The sequence below is a fragment of the Micromonospora xinjiangensis genome, assembly GCF_056150165.1.
The window spans coordinates 228,219-247,150 of sequence record NZ_JAXCFO010000002.1; the positions used below are offsets into that span (position 1 = coordinate 228,219).

23 protein-coding genes are annotated in these 18,932 nt (G+C 74.1%); 18 read left to right on the top strand and 5 right to left on the bottom strand.

The window, feature by feature from the left end; translation table 11 throughout:
* Nucleotides 1–6: 6 nt before the first annotated feature.
* Both SM573_RS07825 and SM573_RS07830 read right to left on the bottom strand, forming a co-directional pair.
* Complete coding sequence (locus SM573_RS07825) at nt 7–1,242, bottom strand: APC family permease (RefSeq protein WP_474611294.1); 1,236 nt, start codon at nt 1,240–1,242, stop codon at nt 7–9.
* A gap of 11 nt (nt 1,243–1,253) precedes the next feature.
* Complete coding sequence (locus SM573_RS07830; RefSeq protein ID WP_474611293.1) at nt 1,254–2,027, bottom strand: phosphatase PAP2 family protein; 774 nt, start codon at nt 2,025–2,027, stop codon at nt 1,254–1,256.
* Nucleotides 2,028–2,095: 68 nt separating this feature from the next.
* Between SM573_RS07830 and SM573_RS07835 the strand changes: the two genes are divergently transcribed.
* A complete protein-coding gene (locus SM573_RS07835; protein ID WP_474611292.1) occupies nt 2,096–3,319 on the top strand; it encodes a DUF4032 domain-containing protein in 1,224 nt (407 codons plus the stop codon).
* A 24-nt stretch (nt 3,320–3,343) separates the two neighbouring features.
* On the opposite strand, the gene nagA is transcribed toward SM573_RS07835, so the two are convergent.
* Genes nagA through SM573_RS07850 form a run of 3 tightly spaced genes read right to left on the bottom strand, consistent with a single transcriptional unit; the run spans nt 3,344 to nt 6,314 of the window.
* Nucleotides 3,344–4,453 carry an N-acetylglucosamine-6-phosphate deacetylase gene (gene nagA, locus SM573_RS07840; RefSeq protein ID WP_474611291.1) on the bottom strand — a complete coding sequence of 370 codons (1,110 nt, stop codon included), beginning with the start codon at nt 4,451–4,453 and terminating at the stop codon, nt 3,344–3,346.
* Entirely contained in the window at nt 4,450–5,388 is a 939-nt protein-coding gene (locus SM573_RS07845) for an ROK family protein (RefSeq protein WP_474615823.1), read from the bottom strand. The genes nagA and SM573_RS07845 overlap by 4 nt, the downstream gene beginning before the upstream one ends.
* Complete coding sequence (locus SM573_RS07850) at nt 5,385–6,314, bottom strand: SIS domain-containing protein (RefSeq protein WP_474611289.1); 930 nt, start codon at nt 6,312–6,314, stop codon at nt 5,385–5,387. Before SM573_RS07850 ends, SM573_RS07845 begins: the two co-directional genes overlap by 4 nt.
* Before the next feature lie 200 nt (nt 6,315–6,514).
* Between SM573_RS07850 and SM573_RS07855 the strand changes: the two genes are divergently transcribed.
* The 17 genes from SM573_RS07855 (at nt 6,515) to SM573_RS07935 (ending at nt 18,902) form a co-directional block, all read left to right on the top strand.
* On the top strand, nt 6,515–7,300 hold the full coding sequence (locus tag SM573_RS07855; RefSeq protein WP_474615824.1) for a DeoR/GlpR family DNA-binding transcription regulator: 786 nt from the start codon (nt 6,515–6,517) through the stop codon (nt 7,298–7,300).
* A 137-nt stretch (nt 7,301–7,437) separates the two neighbouring features.
* Nucleotides 7,438–8,448: an ATP-binding cassette domain-containing protein gene (locus tag SM573_RS07860; protein WP_474611287.1), complete on the top strand. Its 1,011-nt coding sequence runs from the start codon at nt 7,438–7,440 to the stop codon at nt 8,446–8,448.
* The gene (locus SM573_RS07865) at nt 8,445–9,461 is read left to right on the top strand and encodes an ABC transporter permease subunit (protein WP_474611286.1); all 1,017 of its coding nucleotides are present in this window, start codon (nt 8,445–8,447) and stop codon (nt 9,459–9,461) included. The genes SM573_RS07860 and SM573_RS07865 overlap by 4 nt, the downstream gene beginning before the upstream one ends.
* Before the next feature lie 236 nt (nt 9,462–9,697).
* Entirely contained in the window at nt 9,698–10,156 is a 459-nt protein-coding gene (locus tag SM573_RS07870; RefSeq protein WP_474611285.1) for a DUF3263 domain-containing protein, read from the top strand.
* Between the two features lie 362 nt (nt 10,157–10,518).
* Complete coding sequence (locus tag SM573_RS07875) at nt 10,519–11,181, top strand: hypothetical protein (RefSeq protein WP_474611284.1); 663 nt, start codon at nt 10,519–10,521, stop codon at nt 11,179–11,181.
* 8 nt (nt 11,182–11,189) lie between these two features.
* Nucleotides 11,190–11,570, top strand: coding sequence for a phage holin family protein (locus SM573_RS07880; RefSeq protein WP_474611283.1), 381 nt, complete (start codon nt 11,190–11,192; stop codon nt 11,568–11,570).
* Between the two features lie 22 nt (nt 11,571–11,592).
* Nucleotides 11,593–12,306, top strand: a complete 714-nt coding sequence (locus tag SM573_RS07885) for a DUF3618 domain-containing protein (protein ID WP_474611282.1) — start codon at nt 11,593–11,595, stop codon at nt 12,304–12,306.
* Nucleotides 12,290–13,183 (top strand): hypothetical protein, encoded by an 894-nt coding sequence (locus SM573_RS07890; RefSeq protein ID WP_474611281.1) that lies wholly within the window; start codon nt 12,290–12,292, stop codon nt 13,181–13,183. Before SM573_RS07885 ends, SM573_RS07890 begins: the two co-directional genes overlap by 17 nt.
* Before the next feature lie 103 nt (nt 13,184–13,286).
* On the top strand, nt 13,287–13,796 hold the full coding sequence (locus SM573_RS07895; protein ID WP_474611280.1) for a GNAT family N-acetyltransferase: 510 nt from the start codon (nt 13,287–13,289) through the stop codon (nt 13,794–13,796).
* 288 nt (nt 13,797–14,084) lie between these two features.
* Nucleotides 14,085–14,507, top strand: coding sequence for a hypothetical protein (locus SM573_RS07900; RefSeq protein ID WP_474611279.1), 423 nt, complete (start codon nt 14,085–14,087; stop codon nt 14,505–14,507).
* A gap of 2 nt (nt 14,508–14,509) precedes the next feature.
* Nucleotides 14,510–15,706 carry an SRPBCC family protein gene (locus SM573_RS07905; RefSeq protein WP_474615825.1) on the top strand — a complete coding sequence of 399 codons (1,197 nt, stop codon included), beginning with the start codon at nt 14,510–14,512 and terminating at the stop codon, nt 15,704–15,706.
* Nucleotides 15,703–16,140, top strand: coding sequence for a gas vesicle protein GvpJ (gene gvpJ, locus SM573_RS07910; protein ID WP_474611277.1), 438 nt, complete (start codon nt 15,703–15,705; stop codon nt 16,138–16,140). Before SM573_RS07905 ends, gvpJ begins: the two co-directional genes overlap by 4 nt.
* Nucleotides 16,140–16,895, top strand: coding sequence for a GvpL/GvpF family gas vesicle protein (locus SM573_RS07915; RefSeq protein WP_474615826.1), 756 nt, complete (start codon nt 16,140–16,142; stop codon nt 16,893–16,895). Before gvpJ ends, SM573_RS07915 begins: the two co-directional genes overlap by 1 nt.
* A gap of 3 nt (nt 16,896–16,898) precedes the next feature.
* Complete coding sequence (locus SM573_RS07920) at nt 16,899–17,411, top strand: gas vesicle protein GvpG (RefSeq protein WP_474615827.1); 513 nt, start codon at nt 16,899–16,901, stop codon at nt 17,409–17,411.
* Nucleotides 17,365–17,715 carry a gas vesicle protein GvpO gene (locus SM573_RS07925; RefSeq protein WP_474611274.1) on the top strand — a complete coding sequence of 117 codons (351 nt, stop codon included), beginning with the start codon at nt 17,365–17,367 and terminating at the stop codon, nt 17,713–17,715. The genes SM573_RS07920 and SM573_RS07925 overlap by 47 nt, the downstream gene beginning before the upstream one ends.
* A 1-nt stretch (nt 17,716) precedes the next feature.
* The gene (locus tag SM573_RS07930; protein ID WP_474611273.1) at nt 17,717–18,094 is read left to right on the top strand and encodes a gas vesicle protein; all 378 of its coding nucleotides are present in this window, start codon (nt 17,717–17,719) and stop codon (nt 18,092–18,094) included.
* Nucleotides 18,078–18,902: a GvpL/GvpF family gas vesicle protein gene (locus SM573_RS07935; protein WP_474611272.1), complete on the top strand. Its 825-nt coding sequence runs from the start codon at nt 18,078–18,080 to the stop codon at nt 18,900–18,902. The genes SM573_RS07930 and SM573_RS07935 overlap by 17 nt, the downstream gene beginning before the upstream one ends.
* The last annotated feature ends 30 nt before the right edge of the window (nt 18,903–18,932 follow it).

The window sequence follows — 18,932 nt, forward strand, 5'->3', positions numbered from 1 at the left end:
CGACGATCAGCGGGAGGGGCGCAGGGCGTACCAGGCGGCGCCGACGGCGAGCACGCCGAAACCGGCGAGGACGCTGCTCAGCGGCAGGTTGACCGCGAGCAGCAGGCAGCCGACCAGCCCCAGCACGGCGAGCGCGCGCACCGGCAGCTTCCGGTCCGGGTCCCGGCCGAGCGTCCACGCGGCCGCGTTGGTGACCGCGTAGTAGACGAGCACGGTGCAGCTGGAGAACCCGATCGCCTGGCGGACGTCCCCGAGCAGCACCACCACGATCACCACGGCGGCGACCGCCAGCTCGGCACGGTGCGGCACCCGGTACCGGGGGTGCACGGCGGCGAGCGCGCCCGGCATGTCCCGTCGGCGGCCCATCGCGAGCAGGGTGCGTCCCACCCCGGCGAGCAGCGAGAGCAGCACGCCGGTCACCGCGACCGTGGCGCCCGCCCGGACGACCCAGGCCAGCCCGGGAAGCCCGGCGGCGGTCACCACGTCGGCCAGCGGCGCGGCGGAGTCGGCGAGCCGGTCGGCGCCGAGCACGCCGAGGGCGACCACGGCGAGGACCAGGTAGATCGCCAGCACCACGCCCAGCGCCAGCGGCACGGCCCGGGGGATGGTCCGCACCGGATCGCGGACCTCCTCGCCGAGGGTGGCGATCCGCGCGTACCCGGCGAAGGCGAAGAAGAGCAGCCCGGCGGCGGTGAGCACGCCCCGGCCGGAGCCGCCCGCGTCGGCGAGCCGGCCCAGCTCGACCGGCCCGCCCACCACCCCGCTGGCCGCGACCAGCGCGAGCACCGCGAGCACCAGCGCGACCAGCACCTTCGTCGCGGCCGCCGTCTTGCCGATGCCGCGCAGGTTCACGGCGGTCACCGCGAGCACCGCGACGACCGCGACCGGTCGGGCCTGCCCCGGCCAGAGGTACGCCCCGATGGTCAGCGCCATCGCCGCACAGCTCGCCGTCTTGCCGACCACGAAACCCCAGCCGGCAACGAAGCCGGCGAACGGGCCGAGCCGTTCGCGGCCGTAGACGTACGTGCCGCCGGACTCGGGGTAGCGGGCGGCCAGCCGGGCCGAGCTGGTGGCGTTGCAGTAGGCGATGAAGCCGGCGAGCACCAGGGCGGGCAGCAGCCCGGCCCCGCCGGCCGCCGCGGCGGCCGGCGCGAACACCACGAAGACGCCCGCGCCGAGCATCGATCCCAGCCCGATGAGCACCGCATCGGGTACACCGAGCCGACGTTCCAGTTGGTCCACGGCGGGTCAGGCTACGAGTCTCGGGTGAACAACCGGGTGCGGCCGGATGCGGGCAGCCGGGCCGGCAGCGGTACGTCGTCCCACGGCACCCGGTGCAGCAGCCGGTCCAGCAGCAACCCGAGCAGCAGCCCGGCCACCGAGTCGGTGAGCCAGTGCCAGCCCAGGTACGTGGTGGTGCAGAGCACGATCGCCGGTGGCAGCACCCGCACGGCGAGGACGAGCCGCGGGGGTGTCCGCCGTCCGTACGACCGCAGCAGCGGGGCGAGCAGCAGCGCCAGTACGCCGTACCAGACGATCGCGTTGGCCACGTGCCCGGACGGGTAGGACTGGGCGAAGCGCACCGGCAGGTCCTGCTGGAAGAGGGGCAGGGTCTGCTCGGGCGGCAGGAAGGGCTCCTTGATGCTGGCGCTGGGCGCCGGCCGGGCGGTCCACACCTTGAGCGGCCCGATGGTCAGGTAGGTGAGGACGAAGGCGACGACCGGCGGCAGGAGGGGCCGGAGCGAACGCGCCCGGACGGCGAGCAGCACCCCGAGCCCCGCGGCGATCAGGGTCAGCGGTGTGCCCTGGCCGAGCAGGTTCAGCACCCGCGCCACCCAGTACGCGGCCGTCGGCCGGTGCGCCTGCGCCCAGTCCGCCACCGCGCGGTCGATGTCGAACAGTTGATGGGCGGTGAGCGCCAGGGTGATCCCGACCAGTGCGGCGAGCAGCAGCACGTCGTACCACCAGCCGGCCGGCCGCACGGGCCGCAGCCGCACCGTCCCGCCTACCACCGGGGTGTTGCGCATCCGCACACGCTACCGGGCGGCGCTGTGGGCCCAGCCACGATGGGAAGCGTTGCGCGGCCGTACCCGTCATGCTTGTCCCCGTGCGGATCACGTCTGCTCTCGTGGACCCGGCGCTGCTCGACCTGCCCTGGTCGACCCCGCTGGAGGAGTGGCCTGCCCAACACCTGGTGGCGCTGCCCCAGGGCATCTCCCGGCATATCGTCCGTTTTGTCCGGCTCGGCGACTACGTGTACGCGGTCAAGGAGACCGGGGAACGGGTCGCCGAGCGCGAGTACGACCTGCTCCGGGCGCTGGAGCGGATCGACTTCCCGGCGGTGGAGGCGGTGGCGATCGTCGCCGACCGGCAGACCGACGACGGCCGGCCGCTGGACCCGGTGCTGATCACCCGGCACCTCCAGTTCTCGCTGCCCTACCGCGCGCTCTTCTCGCACACGTTGCGGCCGGAGACCATGGGCCGGTTGCTCGACGCGCTCGCCGCGCTGCTCGTCCGGATGCACCTCACCGGCTTCTTCTGGGGCGACTGCTCCCTGTCGAACACGCTGTTCCGGCGCGACGCCGGGGCCTTCGCGGCGTACCTGGTCGACGCGGAGACCGGGGCGCTGCACCGGTCGCTCTCCAACGGCCAGCGCGGTGAGGATCTGGAGATCGCAAGGGTGAACATCTTCGGTGAGGCGCTGGACCTCCAGGCCGCCGGGCTGCTGCACGAGTCGATCGACCCGGAGGTCGTCAGCGAGGAGGTCGTGCAGCGCTACGAGCGCCTGTGGCACGAGATCACCTACGAGCAGCAGATCGAGCGGGACGCCCGGCACGACATCGACACCCGTATCCGCCGCCTCAACGAGCTCGGCTTCGACGTGGCCGAGATCGCCGTGTCCACCATCGAGGACGGGCGCTACCTGGTCCGCCCGAAGGTGGTCGACGCCGGGTACCACTCGCGGCGGCTGCTGCGGCTGACCGGCCTCGACGCCGAGGAGAACCAGGCCCGCAAGCTCCTCAACGACCTGGACGCCTACCGGGCCGAGAGCGACCTGACCGACGAGCAGCAGGCCGCGCACCGTTGGCTGACCGAGGTGTTCGAGCCGGTGGTCCGGGCGGTGCCGGCGCACCTGCGCCGCAAGCTGGAGCCGCAGGAAGTGTTCACCCAGATCATCGAGCACAAGTGGCTGCTCTCCGAGCGCGCCGGCCGGGACGTCGGAATGGCGCCCGCCGTGCAGTCGTACCTGTCGGACGTGCTGGTGCACCGCCCCGACGAGCAGGCCGTCCTCGGCGTGGAGATCCCCACCACGGCCTGACCCCCGCCCGCCCGCCGGGCGGGTTCAGTCCTGCCAGGTGCCGGCTCGGAGAACCCGGACGACGGTGAGATCGTCGTCGAGCACCACGAGGTCGGCGCGCAGGCCCACCTGGAGGGCGCCGACCTGGTCGCCGAGGCCGATGGCGCGGGCGGGCGTGGTGGCGGCCATCCGGGTGGCGTCCGCCATGGGGATGCCCGCGCCCACCGCGTGCCGCAGCGCGGCGTCCATGGTCAGCGTGCTGCCGGCGATGGCGCCGTCGCGGGCGAGCCGGGCCACCCCGCCGCTGACGGTGACCCCCTGGCCGCCCAGCTCGTAGTCTCCGTCGGGCATGCCGGCGGCGGCCATCGCGTCGGTGATCAGGGCGGACCGCTCGGGGCCGGCCACCGAGCCGGCGAAGGTGAGCATGCCGTCGTGCAGGTGCACGCCGTCGGCGACCAGCTCGCAGACCACGTTCGGGGCGTCCAGCAGGGCCGTCACCGGGCCCGGTTCGCGGTGGTGCACCGGCCGCATCCCGTTGAACAGGTGGGTGCCGACGCTCGCGCCGGCCGCGATGGCCGCGCGGGTCTCGTCGTAGGTGGCGTCGGTGTGCCCGACCGCGGCGACCACCCGGTGCGCGGTGAGCAGCTTCACGGCCTCCAGGGCGCCGTCCCGCTCCGGCGCGAGGGTCACCATCCGGATCGTGCCCCCGCCCAGCTCAATCAGCTCGGCCAGCTCGTCCGTGGACGGGTCGCGAAGGTACTCCGGGTTCTGCGCCCCGCAGCGGGCGGCCGAGAGGTACGGGCCCTCGAAGTGGATGCCGCCGAGCACCCCCTCCCGCACCAGCGGGCGGAACGCCGTGGTGGCCGAGCGCATCAGCTCGATCGGGGAGCTGACCAGGCTGGCCAGCAGCGTCGTGGTGCCGTGCCGCAGGTGGAAGTCGGCGGCCTGGCGCGCCTGCTCGGCGTCGCCCGTGGTGAAGGTGTGGCCCCCGCCGCCGTGGGTGTGCATGTCCACGAAGCCCGGCAGGATCCAGTGCCCGTCGCGGACCGACGGGTACTCGGCCACGGCGGTGATGCGCTCGCCGTCCCACTCGACGCAGCCCTGCCGGATGACGCCGGTCGGGGTCACCACCTTGCCGCTGACCCGCTGAGTCATCGCTTCTCCATGGTTTCCGGGACGCCCAGGGCGTCGAGGGCGAGGAGGGCGGCGCCGAGGCAGCCCGCCTCGTCGCCCAGGGCCGCCGCGACCAGGCGCGGCTCCCGGTGGAAGGTCATCCGCTCGTGCAGCGCGGCGCGCAGCGGGTCGAGCAGCCGCGCGCCGGCCTGCGCCAGGCCACCGCCGAGCACGATCGTGGCGACGTCGAAGAGCGCCTGCCCGCTGGCGAGCCCGTCGGCCAGCGCCTCGATGGTCTCCTGCCAGACCCGCACCGCCACCGGTTCGCCGGCGGCGGCCCGCTCGGCCACCTCCGCCGCCGTGGCGGGCGTGCCGGCCAGCTCCGCGTACCGGCGGCCGACGGCGGAGGCCGAGGCGACCGCCTCCAGGCAGCCGGGCCGGCCGCAGCCGCAGACCGGGCCGCCCGGCCGCACCAGGATGTGCCCGATCTCGCCGGCCGCCCCGTGCGCGCCGACGCTCGCCGAGCCGTCGACCACGTGCGCGGCGGCGATGCCGGTGCCGATCGCGACGAACAGGACGTGCCCGGCGCCCCGGCCCGCGCCGAGCCGGGCCTCGGCGAGCCCACCGACGCGCACGTCGTGGCCGAGCGCCGTGGGTAGGCCGAGCCGCGCCACCGCGAGATCCCGCAGCGGGACGTCCCGGAAGCCGACGTTCGCCGACCAGACCGCCACACCGCGCGCCTCGTCGACGACGCCGGGCACGGCGATGCCGATCGCGACCGGGGTACGGCCTTCGGCGCGCGCCTTGCCCGCCAGCCCTTCGGCGACGTCCAGGATGGTGTCGACCACGGCCGCCGGGCCGCGCGCCGCGTCCGTCGGGTGCCGTTCGGTGTGCACGGTGCTGCCGTCCGCGCCGACCAGGGCGCACTTCATGCCGGTACCGCCGACGTCGAGCGCGACGACTACCTGGTCGCTCACGCGAGCACCACGGAGCGGGTCAGGTGCCGGGGGGCGTCCGGGTCGAGGCCACGGCTGGTGGCGAGGGCGACCGCGAACCGCTGGGCCAGGATCAGGTCGGCCATCGGGTCCACCGGGTTCCGGCCCGCCGCCCAGCTGCCGAGCACCGTACGGCAGCCGTGGGTACGGCTGTGCACGAAGGCCGCGCCCGTCGCGGCGACGTCCTCGGGCAGCCCGTCGGGGAGCGCGCCGAACGCCCAGACGAGCCGGCCCGGGGCGGCGATGGAGATGGGGCCGTGCCGGTAGTCCATGGCCGGGTACGCCTCGGCCCAGAACGTCGCCGCCTCCCGGCACTTCAGCGCGGCCTCGTGGGCCAGGCCGACCGTCCACCCGCGACCGAGGAAGGTGACCTGCTCGATCCGCGCCGGGTCGATCGGCAGCGGGGCCCGGACGGCGACCTCGGCGTCGGCCGACAGCGCGTCGAGGTTCTCGCCCAGGTGCGCGCGGAGCAGGGCCAGGGCGGTGGTCGCGAAGCGCGTCTGCACCACCGAGCGCTCGTCGGCGAACGGCATGGCGACCGCGGCGTCGGCCAGCTCGACGGCGGGGGTGCCGGGGTCACCGACGATGACTGTCGTCGGCACCCGACCGCGCAGGGCGGCGATCAGGTCGACGACCTCGGTGGTGGTGCCCGAGCGGGTGACGGCCACCAGCCGGTCGTAGCGGCGGCCGGTCGGGAACTCGGAGGCCTGGAAGGCGTCGGTCTCGCCCTGACCGGCCTGTTCCCGCAGCGCCGCGTACGCCATGGCCATGAACCAGGACGTACCACAACCGACGACGGCGACCCGCTCGCCCGGCCGCGGCAGGTCCCCACGTACGTCGGCGGCGAGCTTCGCCGCCCTCCGCCAGCAGTCGGGCTGGCTCGCGATCTCCGCGTCGACGTACGCCATTTGAGAACTCCTCGCAGAGGCGACCGTGCGCAATACGGCTCGATATGGCCGTCTTTCGCGCGTCATTCTGCGCGAAACCGGGTCGTTGTGGCAACCGGAGGGCGGATCGAGCAGGCCAATGTTTTGCGCCCTCGTAGTTTCGCGCACTACTGTGCACGCAATCAATCACCGATCGTGCAGTCACTGGGAGGGCCCCCGAGGTGGACCGGTACGCCAGATGGAACGCCCTGCTCGAGATGCTGACCGACAACGGACGGGTCAGCGTCGAGGAGGCGGCCGAGCGGCTGGACGTCTCCCAGGCGACCATCCGGCGTGACTTCGACCAGCTCGCCCAGCAGCAGATGATCACCCGCACGCGGGGTGGGGCGGTGGCCAACGGTGTCTCGTACGACCTGCCGCTGCGCTACAAGACCGCGAAGCACTCCGCCGAGAAGCAGCGCATCGGCACGGCCGCCGCGGCCCTGGTGTCGCCGGGCACGGTGGTCGGCCTCAACGGCGGTACCACCAGCACCGAGGTGGCGCGGGCGCTCGCCGTCCGGCCGGATCTGAACACCAGCGCCGAGGGTGCGCAGCTGACCGTGGTGACCAACGCGCTGAACATCGCCAACGAGCTGCTGGTCCGCTCGCGGATGAAGGTCGTGGTCGCCGGGGGCGTGGTGCGGCCGAAGTCGTTCGAGCTGGTGGGCCCGTTGGGCGGGGCGCTGCTGCGGGAGGTCACCCTCGACGTCGCCCTGCTCGGGGTGGACGCCATCGACCCGCAGCTCGGCGCGGCCGCACACCACGAGGGTGAGGCCGCGATGAACAGCCTCATGGTGGCCCGGGCGAAGCGGGTCGTGATCATCGCGGACTCGTCCAAGCTGGGTGGTCACGCCTTCGCGAGGATCTGTTCGGTGGACCGGGTGGAGACCCTGGTGACCGACTCCGGCGCCAACCCCGAGGTGGTCGCGGCGTTCCGCACCGCGGGCGTTCACGTCGTCTGCGCCTGAGCCGCACCTGCGGTCCCCGCCGCCCGGCGGGGGCGCCCGGACAACCCGTCGGCGCGTCGGTGCATACCGCGTATCGCACGCCCGTGCATACCGCGTATGGTGTCCGCTGTCACGCCCATCATCGGGGGAGGTGCAGCTTGCCAGCTGTCCTGGAGATCGAGGGTCTCCGCAAGACATACAAGAGTCGCCGACGCGGCACCCGCAACGCGTTGGACGGCTTCGACATGCGGGTCGAGGCGGGGCAGGTGCACGGCTTCCTCGGGCCCAACGGCTCGGGCAAGACCACCACGCTGCGTACGCTGCTGGGCCTCATCCGGCCCAACGGCGGCCGGATGAGCATCCTCGGCCACGAGGTGCCGGAGGCGTTGCCCGTGGTCGCCGGCCAGGTCGGCGCCATCGTCGAGAGCCCGCAGTTCTTCCCGCACTTCACCGCCCGCGACACGCTGTCCCTACTGGCCTCCGCCGGTGACGTGCGCGCCGAGCGGGTCGACGAGGTGCTCGAACTCGTCGGGCTGCGCGACCGGGCCGGCGAGCGGGTCAAGACGTACTCGCTCGGCATGAAGCAGCGGCTCGCGGTCGCCTCGGCCCTGCTCAAGAACCCGAAGCTGCTGATCCTGGACGAGCCGGCCAACGGCCTCGACCCGGGCGGCATCCGGGAGATGCGCACCCTGATGCGCAACCTCTCCGAGTCCGGGATGACGGTGGTGCTCTCCAGCCACATCCTCGGCGAGATCCAGCTCATCTGCGACTCGGTGACGATCATCTCGCTGGGCCGCCGGGTCGCTTTCGGCCCGGTCGACGAGGTGCTCGCCCAGCACTCCTCCGGGGCGGTGCGCGTACGCCTGGAGGCCGTCAGCGACCTGCCGGCGGCCGCCGACGCGCTCACCCGCGCGGGTGTCCGGGTCACCGGGCACCCGGACCACCTGATGCTCGCCGGGGTCGACAAGCCGGCGACGGTGACCCGGCTCCTCGCCGAGCAGGGTCTCTACGTCAGCGAGCTGGCGCCGGTCACCGTCGACCTGGAGAGCGTCTTCCTCGAACTGACCGCCACCGCGCCGGTGCCCGGCCAGCACCGGCAGGTCGACCAGTCCATGAAGGTCGGTGGCCCGGGGCAGACCGGCGCCACCGGAGGGGGGTGGGGGGCGTGAGCCTCTACCGTACGGAGCTGCGCCGGCTGGCCAAGCGGCGCTTCACCCGCTACATGTCGCTGCTCGGTCTGCTGGTGCTGGTCGCGGTGCTGGTCGGGACGTTCCTCTCGAACGAGAAGATCGACGCCGACGCGATGGCCCGCGCCGAGCGCCAGGCCGACCAGCAGTACCAGGAGCAGGTGCGCTGGAGCGAGCAGGAGCGGACCGCCTGCGAGGCCACGAAGGCGGCCGGCAAGCCGAACGACGGCCGCTACCCGGACGACTGCTCGATGATCAGCGCGCCGCCGCGCGAGGCCATCGAGGCGCAGTGGTTCCTCCCGTCGACGTTCGACTTCCGCGAGCAGTTCGGTGAGACCCTGGTCCCGTTCGCGGCGATCCTGGCCCTGGTCGGGTTCGTGGTCGGCGCGTCCTTCGTCGGGGCGGAGTGGAGCTCCGGCGGGATGATGAACCTCCTGCTGTGGCGGCCGAAGCGGTTGACCGTGCTGCTCACGAAGCTCGCGGCCCTGCTCACCGGGCTGCTCGCGGTGACCCTGCCCGCCGCGGTGCTGTGGTTCGCGGGGTTCTGGCTGGTGGCGAAGTTCCGGGGCAGCACCGAGAAGGTGACCTCGGGGGTGTGGCAGTCGTTCGCCCTGACCGGGGTACGCGCCGTGGTGCTGGTGCTGGCCGTCACCGCGATCGGCTTCGCCCTGGCCTCGCTGGGGCGGCACACCGCGATGGCTCTCGGCGGGGTCGTGGCCGTGATGATGGTCGGCCAGTTCGGGCTCGGCATCCTGTTGAGCATGGCCGGCGTGCGGTTCGTGGAGGCCTGGCTGCTGCCGACGTACGCGCTCGCCTGGTTGCAGAAGAAGGTGACCCTGCAGGACTGGCAGTCGTGCAACGCCACCCCCTTCGGCGGGTGCGAGCCGGACACGTTCGACGTGACCTGGCAGCAGTCCTCCGTGCTGCTGGCGGCCGGCGTCGCGGTGGTCCTCGGCGCGGCGCTCTGGGCGATGCGCCGGCGCGACATCTCCTGAGGCCGGCGACGCGATGACGAGCGGGGCCGCCCGCCGGGACACCGGCGCGCGGCCCTACCGCCTGTCCGGACGGGCGCGGGCGGCCTCGGTCGACCCCGCGCCGGCCCTGCGCGGGAAGCGGATCGGGCGGGCCTCGACCCGCCGTGACGTCGGATGCGACCCGCGTCGGCCCTGGTTAGGCTGAGGATCCCCCCGGTCGGCGGTCGCCGTGCCGGCCCGCCCGCCCGAGGAGCGCCATGCAGCCTGCCGACGCCGCCCCGGCCGCCGCCGAGCCGCCCACCGACTCCTCCGCCGAGCCCGCGAAGCGCGCACCCGCGCAGCCCGGCCGACCCGGCTCCGCGCCCGTCCCACCGCCCCGCTCCGCGCCCGCCGTCGAGGTCGTGCCGGACGACGACGCGGTCGCGGCGACCACACCCGACGACGCAACGGGGTCGGCGCAGCCCGGGGCGACGGGCCCGGGCGACGCCGGCCTCACCGAACGGGAGCGGGCGATCCTCGCGTTCGAGCAGCAGTGGTGGCGGCACGCCGGGGCCAAGGAACAGGCCATCCGGGACGCGTTCGGTCTCTCCGCCACCCGCTACTACCAGCTGCTCAACGGGCTGCTGGACAACCCGGCCGCGCTCGCCGCCGAGCCGGTGCTCGTCGGCCGCCTGCGCCGCCTGCGCTCCTCCCGTGCCCGAAACCGGCGCCGCTGACCGCCCGGGGCCACCGACCGGCGCGACATCGGTGCCACCGCTGCGCGTCCCCGGCCCGCTGACCCGCCCCGGGACGGTGCCGGGATGCGCCTCGTGGCCGTTTGCGGCTCCGTCCGCCCGGTGTCGCCGTCCCTGGCGGGTCCGCCACGTCCCGCACCCCTGGTCGGGCCCGTCCGGGCCGTCCCGCTCGTCCGGTCGCGACCATCGATCGCCCGGCCCGACGAGGTGACTGACCTGGTCAGGCCGGTTTCCGCTCGCCGCCGTCACCGACCGCCGGCGAACGAATGCCCCTGGGACACGACGGGTAGGCGGGTGTCGTCCCGGGTCCCACCGTGGCTCGGGGCGGACGAAGGGAGTGTGTGATGACGGCGATCAACAAGAGCAGACCGCCGGACAGCACCACGGAGCAGGCGCGTCAGCAGGCGTCCCGGATGGGTCACCAGACGGCGCAGGCCGGCGGCCAGGTCGGCCACGCGATGGCCGAGCAGGGTCGCGAGGTGGCCGCGGAGGCGCGGCACCAGGCGCGGCACCTGACCGGCGAAGCCTCGTCGCAGCTGCGTGACCAGGCGCATTCGCAGAAGCACCGGGCCGCCGAGGGGTTGCGCGGCATCGGCCGCGACCTCACCTCGATGGCCGACTCCGGTGACTCCGGTATGGCCGGTCAGGCCGTCCGTCGCGTGGCGGACGTCGCGCAGCGGGCCGCCGGATGGCTCGACGAGCGCGAGCCCGCGGACGTGCTCCACGAGGTGCGCGGCTACGCCCGGCGTCATCCGGGCGCGTTCCTCACCGGCGCGGCCGTGGCCGGACTCGTGTTCGGTCGGCTCGCCCGGAACATGATGTCCGGTAACGGGCACGGTCCGGACGGTCAGATGGGCCAGACCGGGCAGATGGGTCAGCCGTACGAGCGGACGGTCGACGCGCCGTACGCCACCGGCGGACCGTACGCCGGCATGGAGCGGATGCGGGACGCGTCGCCGGACACCCAGCGGCGGGATCCCGGCATTCCCGGCGGGGTGGCACCGTGAGCGCCCCGGTGAGGGATCGCACCCAGTCGGTCGGCGAGCTGCTGGGTGAGGTGACCCGCGACATGTCCACCCTGGTACGCCAGGAGATGGAGCTCGCCAAGGCGGAACTCCGCGAGGAGGCGAGCCAGGCCGGCAAGGCAGCTGGTGTGCTCGCCGGGGCGGCGCTGGCCGGCTTCCTGACCGTACTCTTCGTCTCGTACGCGGCGTGGTGGGGTCTGTCCAATGTGATGGACCAGGGCTGGGCCGCGCTCATCGTGGCGGGCGTCTGGGCGATCGTCACCGCCGTCCTGCTCGCCATGGGTCGGACGAAGATACGGCAGATCGGTGCGTTGCTGCCCCGGACGCAACAGACCGCACGGCAGGTGCCGGACGCGCTGCGCGGCCGGTGACCGAGCCCGGAGGGAGCAGATCATGTCTACCGATCCGGACCGGATTCGGCAGCAGATCGAGTACACCCGGAGAGACCTGAGCAACAACGTCGACGCGCTGGCCGACAAGGTCAGCCCGCGACGGATCGCCAGTGACCGCGTCGGGGAGGCCCGCGGCGCGTTCACCCGGGTCAAGGAGAAGGTGATGGGCACCCAGATGGACGGACACGGCGTCAGGCAGCAGATGTCCTCCGCCGCCGGCTCGGTGCAGCAGATGGGCAGCCAGGCCGGTCAGCGGATGTCGCAGGCCGCCGGCTCGGTGCAGCACAAGGGCAGCCAGGCCGGTCAGCGGATGTCACAGGCCGCCGACTCCGTACGGGACGAGGCCCGCTCGGTCGGGTACCAGTCCCGGGAGCAGATGCAGGGCAATCCCATGGCCGCCGGTCTGATCGCGTTCGGCGCCGGGCTGCTGGCCTCCGCACTCATCCCGCCGAGCCGCTCCGAGCGGCAGCTGGCGGGCCAGGCCAAGGGCATGGTGAGCCAGCAGGTGAGCCAGCACTCCGGCCAGGTGCGCGAGATGGTCAGCCAGGCCGGCCACGAGCTGGCCGGCAACATGCGGCAGCCGGCGCAGCAGGCCGCCAGGTCGGTCGGGTCCACGGCCGTCCACGGCGCCTCCACCGTGGCCGACGAGAGCCGGTCCGCCGCCCAGCACATGCGGGGTCAGGCTCAGGAGGCCGCCGGTGAGTTCCGGCGTTGAGCCGATGCGGGCGGTGGGGCGGGCTCCGCTGATGCGGGTCCGCTCCGCCTCCGCACCCGCCCCCGGGCGGGACGTGAACGAGGACCTCGTGTTCCGTTTCGGCCCGCTCGTGGGCGTGCTCGACGGCGCGACCGTGCCCGAGGGCTTCGACACGGGCTGCGTGCACGGGCCGGAGTGGTACGTCCGCCACCTCGCCGCCCGTATCGGCCTGGCCGAGGCGGTGCGCCCGACCGCGAGCCTCATGAGCAACCTCGCCGCCGCCATCCTCGCGGTCCGGGCCGACCACGGGGGCCAGTGCGACCTGGACCATCCCGGCACGCCGTCCAGCACGGTGTGCCTGCTGCGCGAGGGCGGGGACGAGGTCGACTACCTCGTGCTCTGCGACAGCCCGCTCGTGCTCGACGCCGGCGGCCGGGTCAGCGTCGTCACCGACGACCGCCTCGACACCGCCATGGCCGAACTGCGGCGCACCGTCGCCATGGTGCCGGCGGGCGCGGCAACGGACCGCGCCACCCGCTTCCGCCAGGCCGTCGGGTTGCAGCGGGAGCGCATGAACCGCACGCACGGCTACTGGGTGGCGGCCGCCGACCCGGACGCGGCGTACCACTCGGTGACCGGGACGGTGCCCCTGAACGGGCCGGGAGCGTTGCGGCGGGCCGTACTGCTCAGCGACGGCGCGTCCAGCGCCGTGGAGCAGTTCGACCTGTTCGACTGGTCGGGGCTGCTCGACCTGGTGACGACCGACGGGCCCGACGCGCTGATCGCTCGGGTGCGGGCCGCGGAGGAGGGCCTGGCCGACCGGCGGCGACGGCACAAGCGTACGGACGACGCCTCGGTGGTGCTCTGCGAGTTCGGCCCACCCGACAGCGGAGCGTGAGGCAGGCGGTGGCGCCGTCCGACCGGCCGGTACCTGTCGACGGACCGCCAGTAGCGGCCGGAAGGGGTGGACTTCTCCCGGTAGTGCCGGCAGACTCCGCCACGTGACGGGTGCGGTCCGGTTGGAGCCGGTGGACGAGCGGAACCTCGAGCCGTTGCTCTCCGTAGCGGCCGCGGAGGCGGAGCCGGGCGAGGTGATGCCCCCGGTGGAGGCGCCGGCCGGCTGGTCGCACGCGCGCCGCGAGGCGTTCCGGGAGTTCCACCGCGCCAGCTTCGGCGGTCTCGCCGGCCCGACCCGCACCCAGATGTACGCGATCCTGGCGGGCGGCGAGGTGGTCGGCATGGTCCGGATGACCCGCCGCGACGAGCCGGGCACCGTGGAGACCGGCATGTGGCTGGGGCGCTCGGCGCGCGGTCAGGGCGTCGGCGGCGCCGCCCTGCGGGAGTTGCTGAACGAGGCGGCGGCGGCCGGGATGCACGCCGTTGTCGCCGAGACCACCCGGGACAACACAGGGGCGCTCCAGGTGCTCGAAAAATGTGGCGCGAAATTGCGCGAGAGTGGCGACAAGGTGCACGCCGAAATCTGCCTGGATTCCACACCCCCAGCTCTCTGACGCCGATTGATTCGGCCTCCCCACTCTTTTTACCTATCGCTCCCGCCCTGCTCATCTGTGCTTCCTTGTCCGTTTCGGGGCTGCCGCGCACCGCTTTTCCGAATTGCTGAGCGGGTAGCGGTGACGAATTTGCGGATGCGGTTTCGCGGTTCGGCCGTCGGGTACTGCCCGCCGGGTCCGCCACAACGGGACGCCTGGTGAGAGGTCCCGCCCGAGTCGTTCAGCGGGCCCTTCTTCGGCCCCGACCGCAGCAGGGCGTCCGGACCGCGGGGGAGCGAAGGAGATGTGATGAACAGCGGAGCACGAATCGGGCTCGCGGTGGGCCTCGGCTATCTGTTGGGGCGCCGCCGCAAGCTGCGTACGGTCCTGGCCCTGGCCGCGGCCGTCGCCGCCGGAAGGGCGAGCCGTGAGCCGGGCGGGTTGTTGCAGAAGGGTGCGGACCTGATGCAGGCCTCTCCCCACCTCGCCAACCTCGGCCGGCTGGGCGGACCGCTCGCCGTGGCCGGCAAGGCGGCCGCCACCGTGGCCGCCGGCAACAGCATCGACGCGCTGGGCGGGAAGCTCCGTAGCTCCGCCGACGCGCTGCGCCGGCGGACCGCGGCGGCGACCGAGCAGCTGTCCGGCGGCGACGGTGACGGTGGGGCGGGTGGCGCGGAGGAACCGTCACCCGAGTCGTACGCGGCCGAGCCCGCCGGCGGGCGGGGGCGGTGACCGTGGCGCCCCACACGAGCCCGCACGACCTGACGGAACGGCTACGGGGCCAGCTCCTCGACGAGGTGCGGAACTTGGCGGACGCGCTCGGCGAGCGGGCCGCCTCGGTGGTGACCGAGAAGCTCACCGCCGCGACGAGCCGGCTCGGCGAGTACGCCAAGCAGGGCGGCGGCCCGGGACTGATCGCGGCGGCCACCGGCGCGCAGCGGATGGCCGCCGGCGACTCCCCCATGAAGGCGATGCTGCACGCCGGGATGGCCGGCGGTAAGGAGAAGGTGATGTCGGCGCTCGGCCTGGGCCGTGAGCGTGCGGGCGGCGGTGGCCGGAAGCTCAAGGTGACGAACATCGTCGAGACGATCGAGGTCGGCGTGCCGGTGCGCGTCGCGTACGACCAGTGGACCCAGTTCGGCGACTTCCCGAGCTTCATGAAGAAGGTCGAGAGCGTCGACACCGAGTCCGACGAGAAGCTGACCTGGAAGGCGCAGGTCTTCTGGTCGCACCGGACGTGGGAGTCGACGATCGTCCGGCAGATCCCCGACAGGCTCATCCACTGGCGGTCGAAGGGCGAGAAGGGCTCGGTCGACGGCACGGTCAGCTTCCACGAGATCACGCCCGACCTGACCCGGATCCTGGTCGTCCTCGAGTACCACCCGCAGGGCCTCTTCGAGCACACCGGCAACCTGTGGCGGGCCCAGGGCCGGCGGGTGCGGCTGGAGCTGAAGCACTTCGTCCGCCACGTCATGACCCACACCGTCCTCGACCCGGAGTCGGTGCAGGGCTGGCGCGGTGAGATCCGGGACTCCCAGGTGGTCAGGGACCACGAGACCGCCGTGCGCGAGGAGCGGGCGGGGCAGCCGGAGGAGCAGCAGCCCGAGGAGCGGCCCGCCGACGAGCTGGTCGCCGAGGGCGAGGAGGAGCCGCGCCGGGCCCGTCCGGCCGCCCGCGCGCGCCGTCGGCCGGCGCGGCGACGCCCGGCCGACGAGGAGTACGACGAGTACGAGGACGAGTACGACTACGAGGACGAGGAGCCGGAGGAGCCCGAGGCGCCCCGCCCGGTGCGTCGGCGCGCCCCGGAGCGTGCCCGCCGGGCGCGCCCCCGGGAGGAGCCGGAGCCCGACGAGGAGCCGCGCCCCCGCCGCACACCGCAGGCCCCGCGCCGTCCCGTGGTCCGCCGTCGTCGGGAGGTGTCTGACGAATGACTGTGGCAACCATGGACGGCCAGTCGGGCGGCGCGCTGGAGCGGAGCGGATCGTCCTCCGGCCTCGCCGACGTCGTGGAGACCGTCCTCGACAAGGGCGTGGTGATCGACGCCCAGGTGTCGGTGGCGGTCGTCGGCATCCAGCTGCTGGAGATCAACGCTCGGGTCGTGGTGGCGAGCGTCGAGACCTACCTGCGGTTCGCGCAGGCCGTGGACCGGCTCGACATCACCCCGCGCAACCAGAAGGGGCTGCCCGACCTGGTCGAGGGGGCCACCGGCGCGGTGCGTACCGGAAAGGCGGCGTCGAGTCTGGGCAAGACCGTCGGCGCGATCGGCGGTGCGGTCCGCGACGCCGTCGGTGAGCTCGGCCCGGACCGGGAGCGCGACCGTGAACGGCCCCGGCCCCGGCGGCGCGATCGCGACGAGGAGCGCTGATGGCGGAGGAGACGGGCTTGTTCATCTACGGGATCGTGCCGTCCGACGTGGAGCCGACCGCCGACGCCGCGGGCGTCGGTGACCCGCCGGGCGAGGTGACCGTGGTGCGGCACGGTCCGGTGGCCGCCCTGGTCAGCGAGGTGCCGTTGGAGACGGCGCTGGGCCGGCCGGCGGACCTCACGGCCTACCAGACGCTGCTGGACGGGACGGCGGCGGTGGCGCCGGTGCTGCCGGTCCGTTTCGGCACCGTGGTCACCGGGCCGGACGCGGTCACCGACCTGCTCGACGCGCACGGCGACCGGTTCGCCGAGGCCCTGGACGAGCTGGAGGGGCAGGTGCAGTACGTCGTGCACGGCCGCTACGAGGAGTCGGAGCTGGTCCGCGCCGTGCTGGACGACAACCCGGCGGCCGCCGACCTCGCCGACCAGGTGCGTGGGCAGCCGGAGGAGGCGACCCGGCAGCAGCGGATCCGCCTCGGCGAGATCATCAGCCAGGCCGTGGAGCTGCGGCGCGAGGCCGAGAACCGCGCCCTGCTCGACGACCTCGGCCGGCTGGTCGTGTCGAGCGCGGCGCGACGACCGAGCCACGAGTTGGACGCGGTGAACCTCGCGTTCCTGGTCGACGTCGACCGGGAGGACGAGTTCGTGGACGCTGTCGAGGAGTTCGCCGAGCAGCGGCGCGGCCTCCTCCGGATGCGCCTGCTCGGGCCGCTGGCGCCGTACGACTTCGTCAGCGCGCACCAGCTGGTGGGCTGAGTCGTGGACATCCTCTGGACGCTGCTGACCCTGCCGTACGCCCCGGTGCGCGGGCTGACGGCGGTGGTCAAGGTGATCGCCCGGGAGGCGGAGTCGCAGCAGCGCAACCCGGCCAACATCCGGCGGGAGCTGGAGGAGCTGGACGCGGCGGCCGCCGCGGGCGAGCTGTCCCCGCAGGAACGCGACCGCCGCCAGCAGCAGGTCCTGGCACGGCTGACCGGCGGGAGCACCGCGCCTCCCGCCGGCGGCCAGGCCCCGCGCGCGACGGACCGGCGGCAGCCCGAGGCGTCACGGGCCGAGCCCGCGACGGCCCGGCGGAACGGCCCCGGCCGGCGCGGCGCACCCGTCGTGCGTCGCAGCGGGGCGCGCCCGCCGGGCGACGAGCCGCGCGGCGCTGACCGCCGCCCGGCCGCCGAGCGGGCCTCGCGGGTGGAGACGGAACGACGACGCCGCGAGGGAGGTGTACGTGATGGAGCAACGGATCCGCGGCGACGGCGGCCGGGCCCGGCGGCGTGAGCCCGAGCCCGAGGACGAGTGGGAGGGCGACGAGGAGTACGTCGAGCCGCTGTCCGCCGCCGAGGCGGCCCGGGAGGGGCTGCGGCAGATCATCGAGCTGACCGGTCGGGAGCCGGTCGGGACCACGTCGTTGAAGGCGGTGCGGGACGGCTGGCTGGTCGGCGTGGAGGTCGTCGAGGACCGGCGGATTCCCGCCTCGACCGACCTGCTCGGCCTGTACGAGGTGGAACTCGACATCGACGGCGCCCTGCTGGGCTACCGGCGGGTGCGGCGTTACCAGCGGGGGAAGGGCGAGGTGGGCTGAGATGACCAGTCAACCGTCGGTGGTCCAGAACTCCGGCCAGGTCCTGCCCGCCGGGCACGAGCCGGCCAACCTCGGCGACATCCTGGAGCGGGTGCTTGACCGGGGCATCGTGATCGCCGGTGACATCCGGGTGAGCCTGCTCGACATCGAGCTGCTGACGCTGAAGCTCCGGCTGGTCATCGCCTCCGTCGACACGGCGCGGCAGATCGGCATCGACTGGTGGGAGCACGACCCCTGGCTGAGTTCCCGGGCGAGACCCCCGGTCGAGGCGGGCCCCCGCGACCCGGAGGAGGTGGAGGCCGAACGCCGGCCGCGGGTCGCGGCCCGGGCACGGCGGCGGGACGTCGGGCAGGAGGAGTGGGATGAGTTCGACGGTTGACGCGTCCACCGGCGTCGGGGGAGACGGCCGGTGGCTGCACGGCGTGGTCCGGGAGACGGACGCGGGGCTGTTCACCACGCTGGCCGGGATGACCGGGGAACCGGTCCGGCCGGTCCGTGCGGCCGGCCTGGTCGCCGTGGTGAGCAGCGTGCCGCTGGCCGAGTACGGCGAGGAGGCGTTGCGCCGCAACCTGGAGGACCTGGCGTGGCTGGAACGGGCGGCCCGCGCACATCACCGGGTGGTCGAGGCGCTCGCCCGGGCCGGTGCCGTGGTACCCGCGCGACTGGCCACCGTGCACCACGACGACGACCGGGTGGCCGCCTCACTGGCGGAGCGGCGCGGCGACCTGGTGGCCCTGCTCGACCGGCTGACCGGCCGCGCCGAGTGGGGCGTGAAGGGGTACGTCGTGCCGGGCGCCGTGCCCCGCGCCGAGGAGACGGCCGGCCCGGGCACCGGCGGGGCCGGTGCGGCGTACCTGCGGCGGCGCCGGGCCGAGCTGCACGCCCGGGAGGACGGGCAGCGGGCTGCCGCTCTCGCCGCCGCCGCGGTGCACGAGGCGCTCGCCGGGCAGGCGGTGGCCTCGCGCCGGCACGCCCCGCAGGACCGGCGGCTCTCCGGCGCGCCCACCGCCATGGCCCTCAACGGCGCCTACCTCGTGGACGTCGAGGCGCTGGCCGCTTTCGTGCGGCTGGTGGAGACGCTCGGCGCCCGGCATCCGGAGCTGCGGTTGGAGCTGACCGGGCCGTGGCCGGCGTACTCCTTCGTGGCGGAGCGGACGGCGGAACCGGCCCGGGAGCCGGCGTGCTGAGGGCCGGTCACCCGGGGCGGACCTGCCGGC

Coding starts and splice junctions, on each gene's coding strand:
- SM573_RS07830 (WP_474611293.1), bottom strand. CDS start 2,027: ATGCGCAACACCCCGGTGGTAGGCGGGACGGTGCGGCTGCGGCCCGTG.
- SM573_RS07835 (WP_474611292.1), top strand. CDS start 2,096: ATGCTTGTCCCCGTGCGGATCACGTCTGCTCTCGTGGACCCGGCGCTG.
- nagA (WP_474611291.1), bottom strand. CDS start 4,453: ATGACTCAGCGGGTCAGCGGCAAGGTGGTGACCCCGACCGGCGTCATC.
- SM573_RS07850 (WP_474611289.1), bottom strand. CDS start 6,314: ATGGCGTACGTCGACGCGGAGATCGCGAGCCAGCCCGACTGCTGGCGG.
- SM573_RS07870 (WP_474611285.1), top strand. CDS start 9,698: ATGCAGCCTGCCGACGCCGCCCCGGCCGCCGCCGAGCCGCCCACCGAC.
- SM573_RS07875 (WP_474611284.1), top strand. CDS start 10,519: ATGACGGCGATCAACAAGAGCAGACCGCCGGACAGCACCACGGAGCAG.
- SM573_RS07885 (WP_474611282.1), top strand. CDS start 11,593: ATGTCTACCGATCCGGACCGGATTCGGCAGCAGATCGAGTACACCCGG.
- SM573_RS07900 (WP_474611279.1), top strand. CDS start 14,085: ATGAACAGCGGAGCACGAATCGGGCTCGCGGTGGGCCTCGGCTATCTG.
- gvpJ (WP_474611277.1), top strand. CDS start 15,703: ATGACTGTGGCAACCATGGACGGCCAGTCGGGCGGCGCGCTGGAGCGG.
- SM573_RS07915 (WP_474615826.1), top strand. CDS start 16,140: ATGGCGGAGGAGACGGGCTTGTTCATCTACGGGATCGTGCCGTCCGAC.
- SM573_RS07925 (WP_474611274.1), top strand. CDS start 17,365: ATGGAGCAACGGATCCGCGGCGACGGCGGCCGGGCCCGGCGGCGTGAG.
- SM573_RS07930 (WP_474611273.1), top strand. CDS start 17,717: ATGACCAGTCAACCGTCGGTGGTCCAGAACTCCGGCCAGGTCCTGCCC.
- SM573_RS07935 (WP_474611272.1), top strand. CDS start 18,078: ATGAGTTCGACGGTTGACGCGTCCACCGGCGTCGGGGGAGACGGCCGG.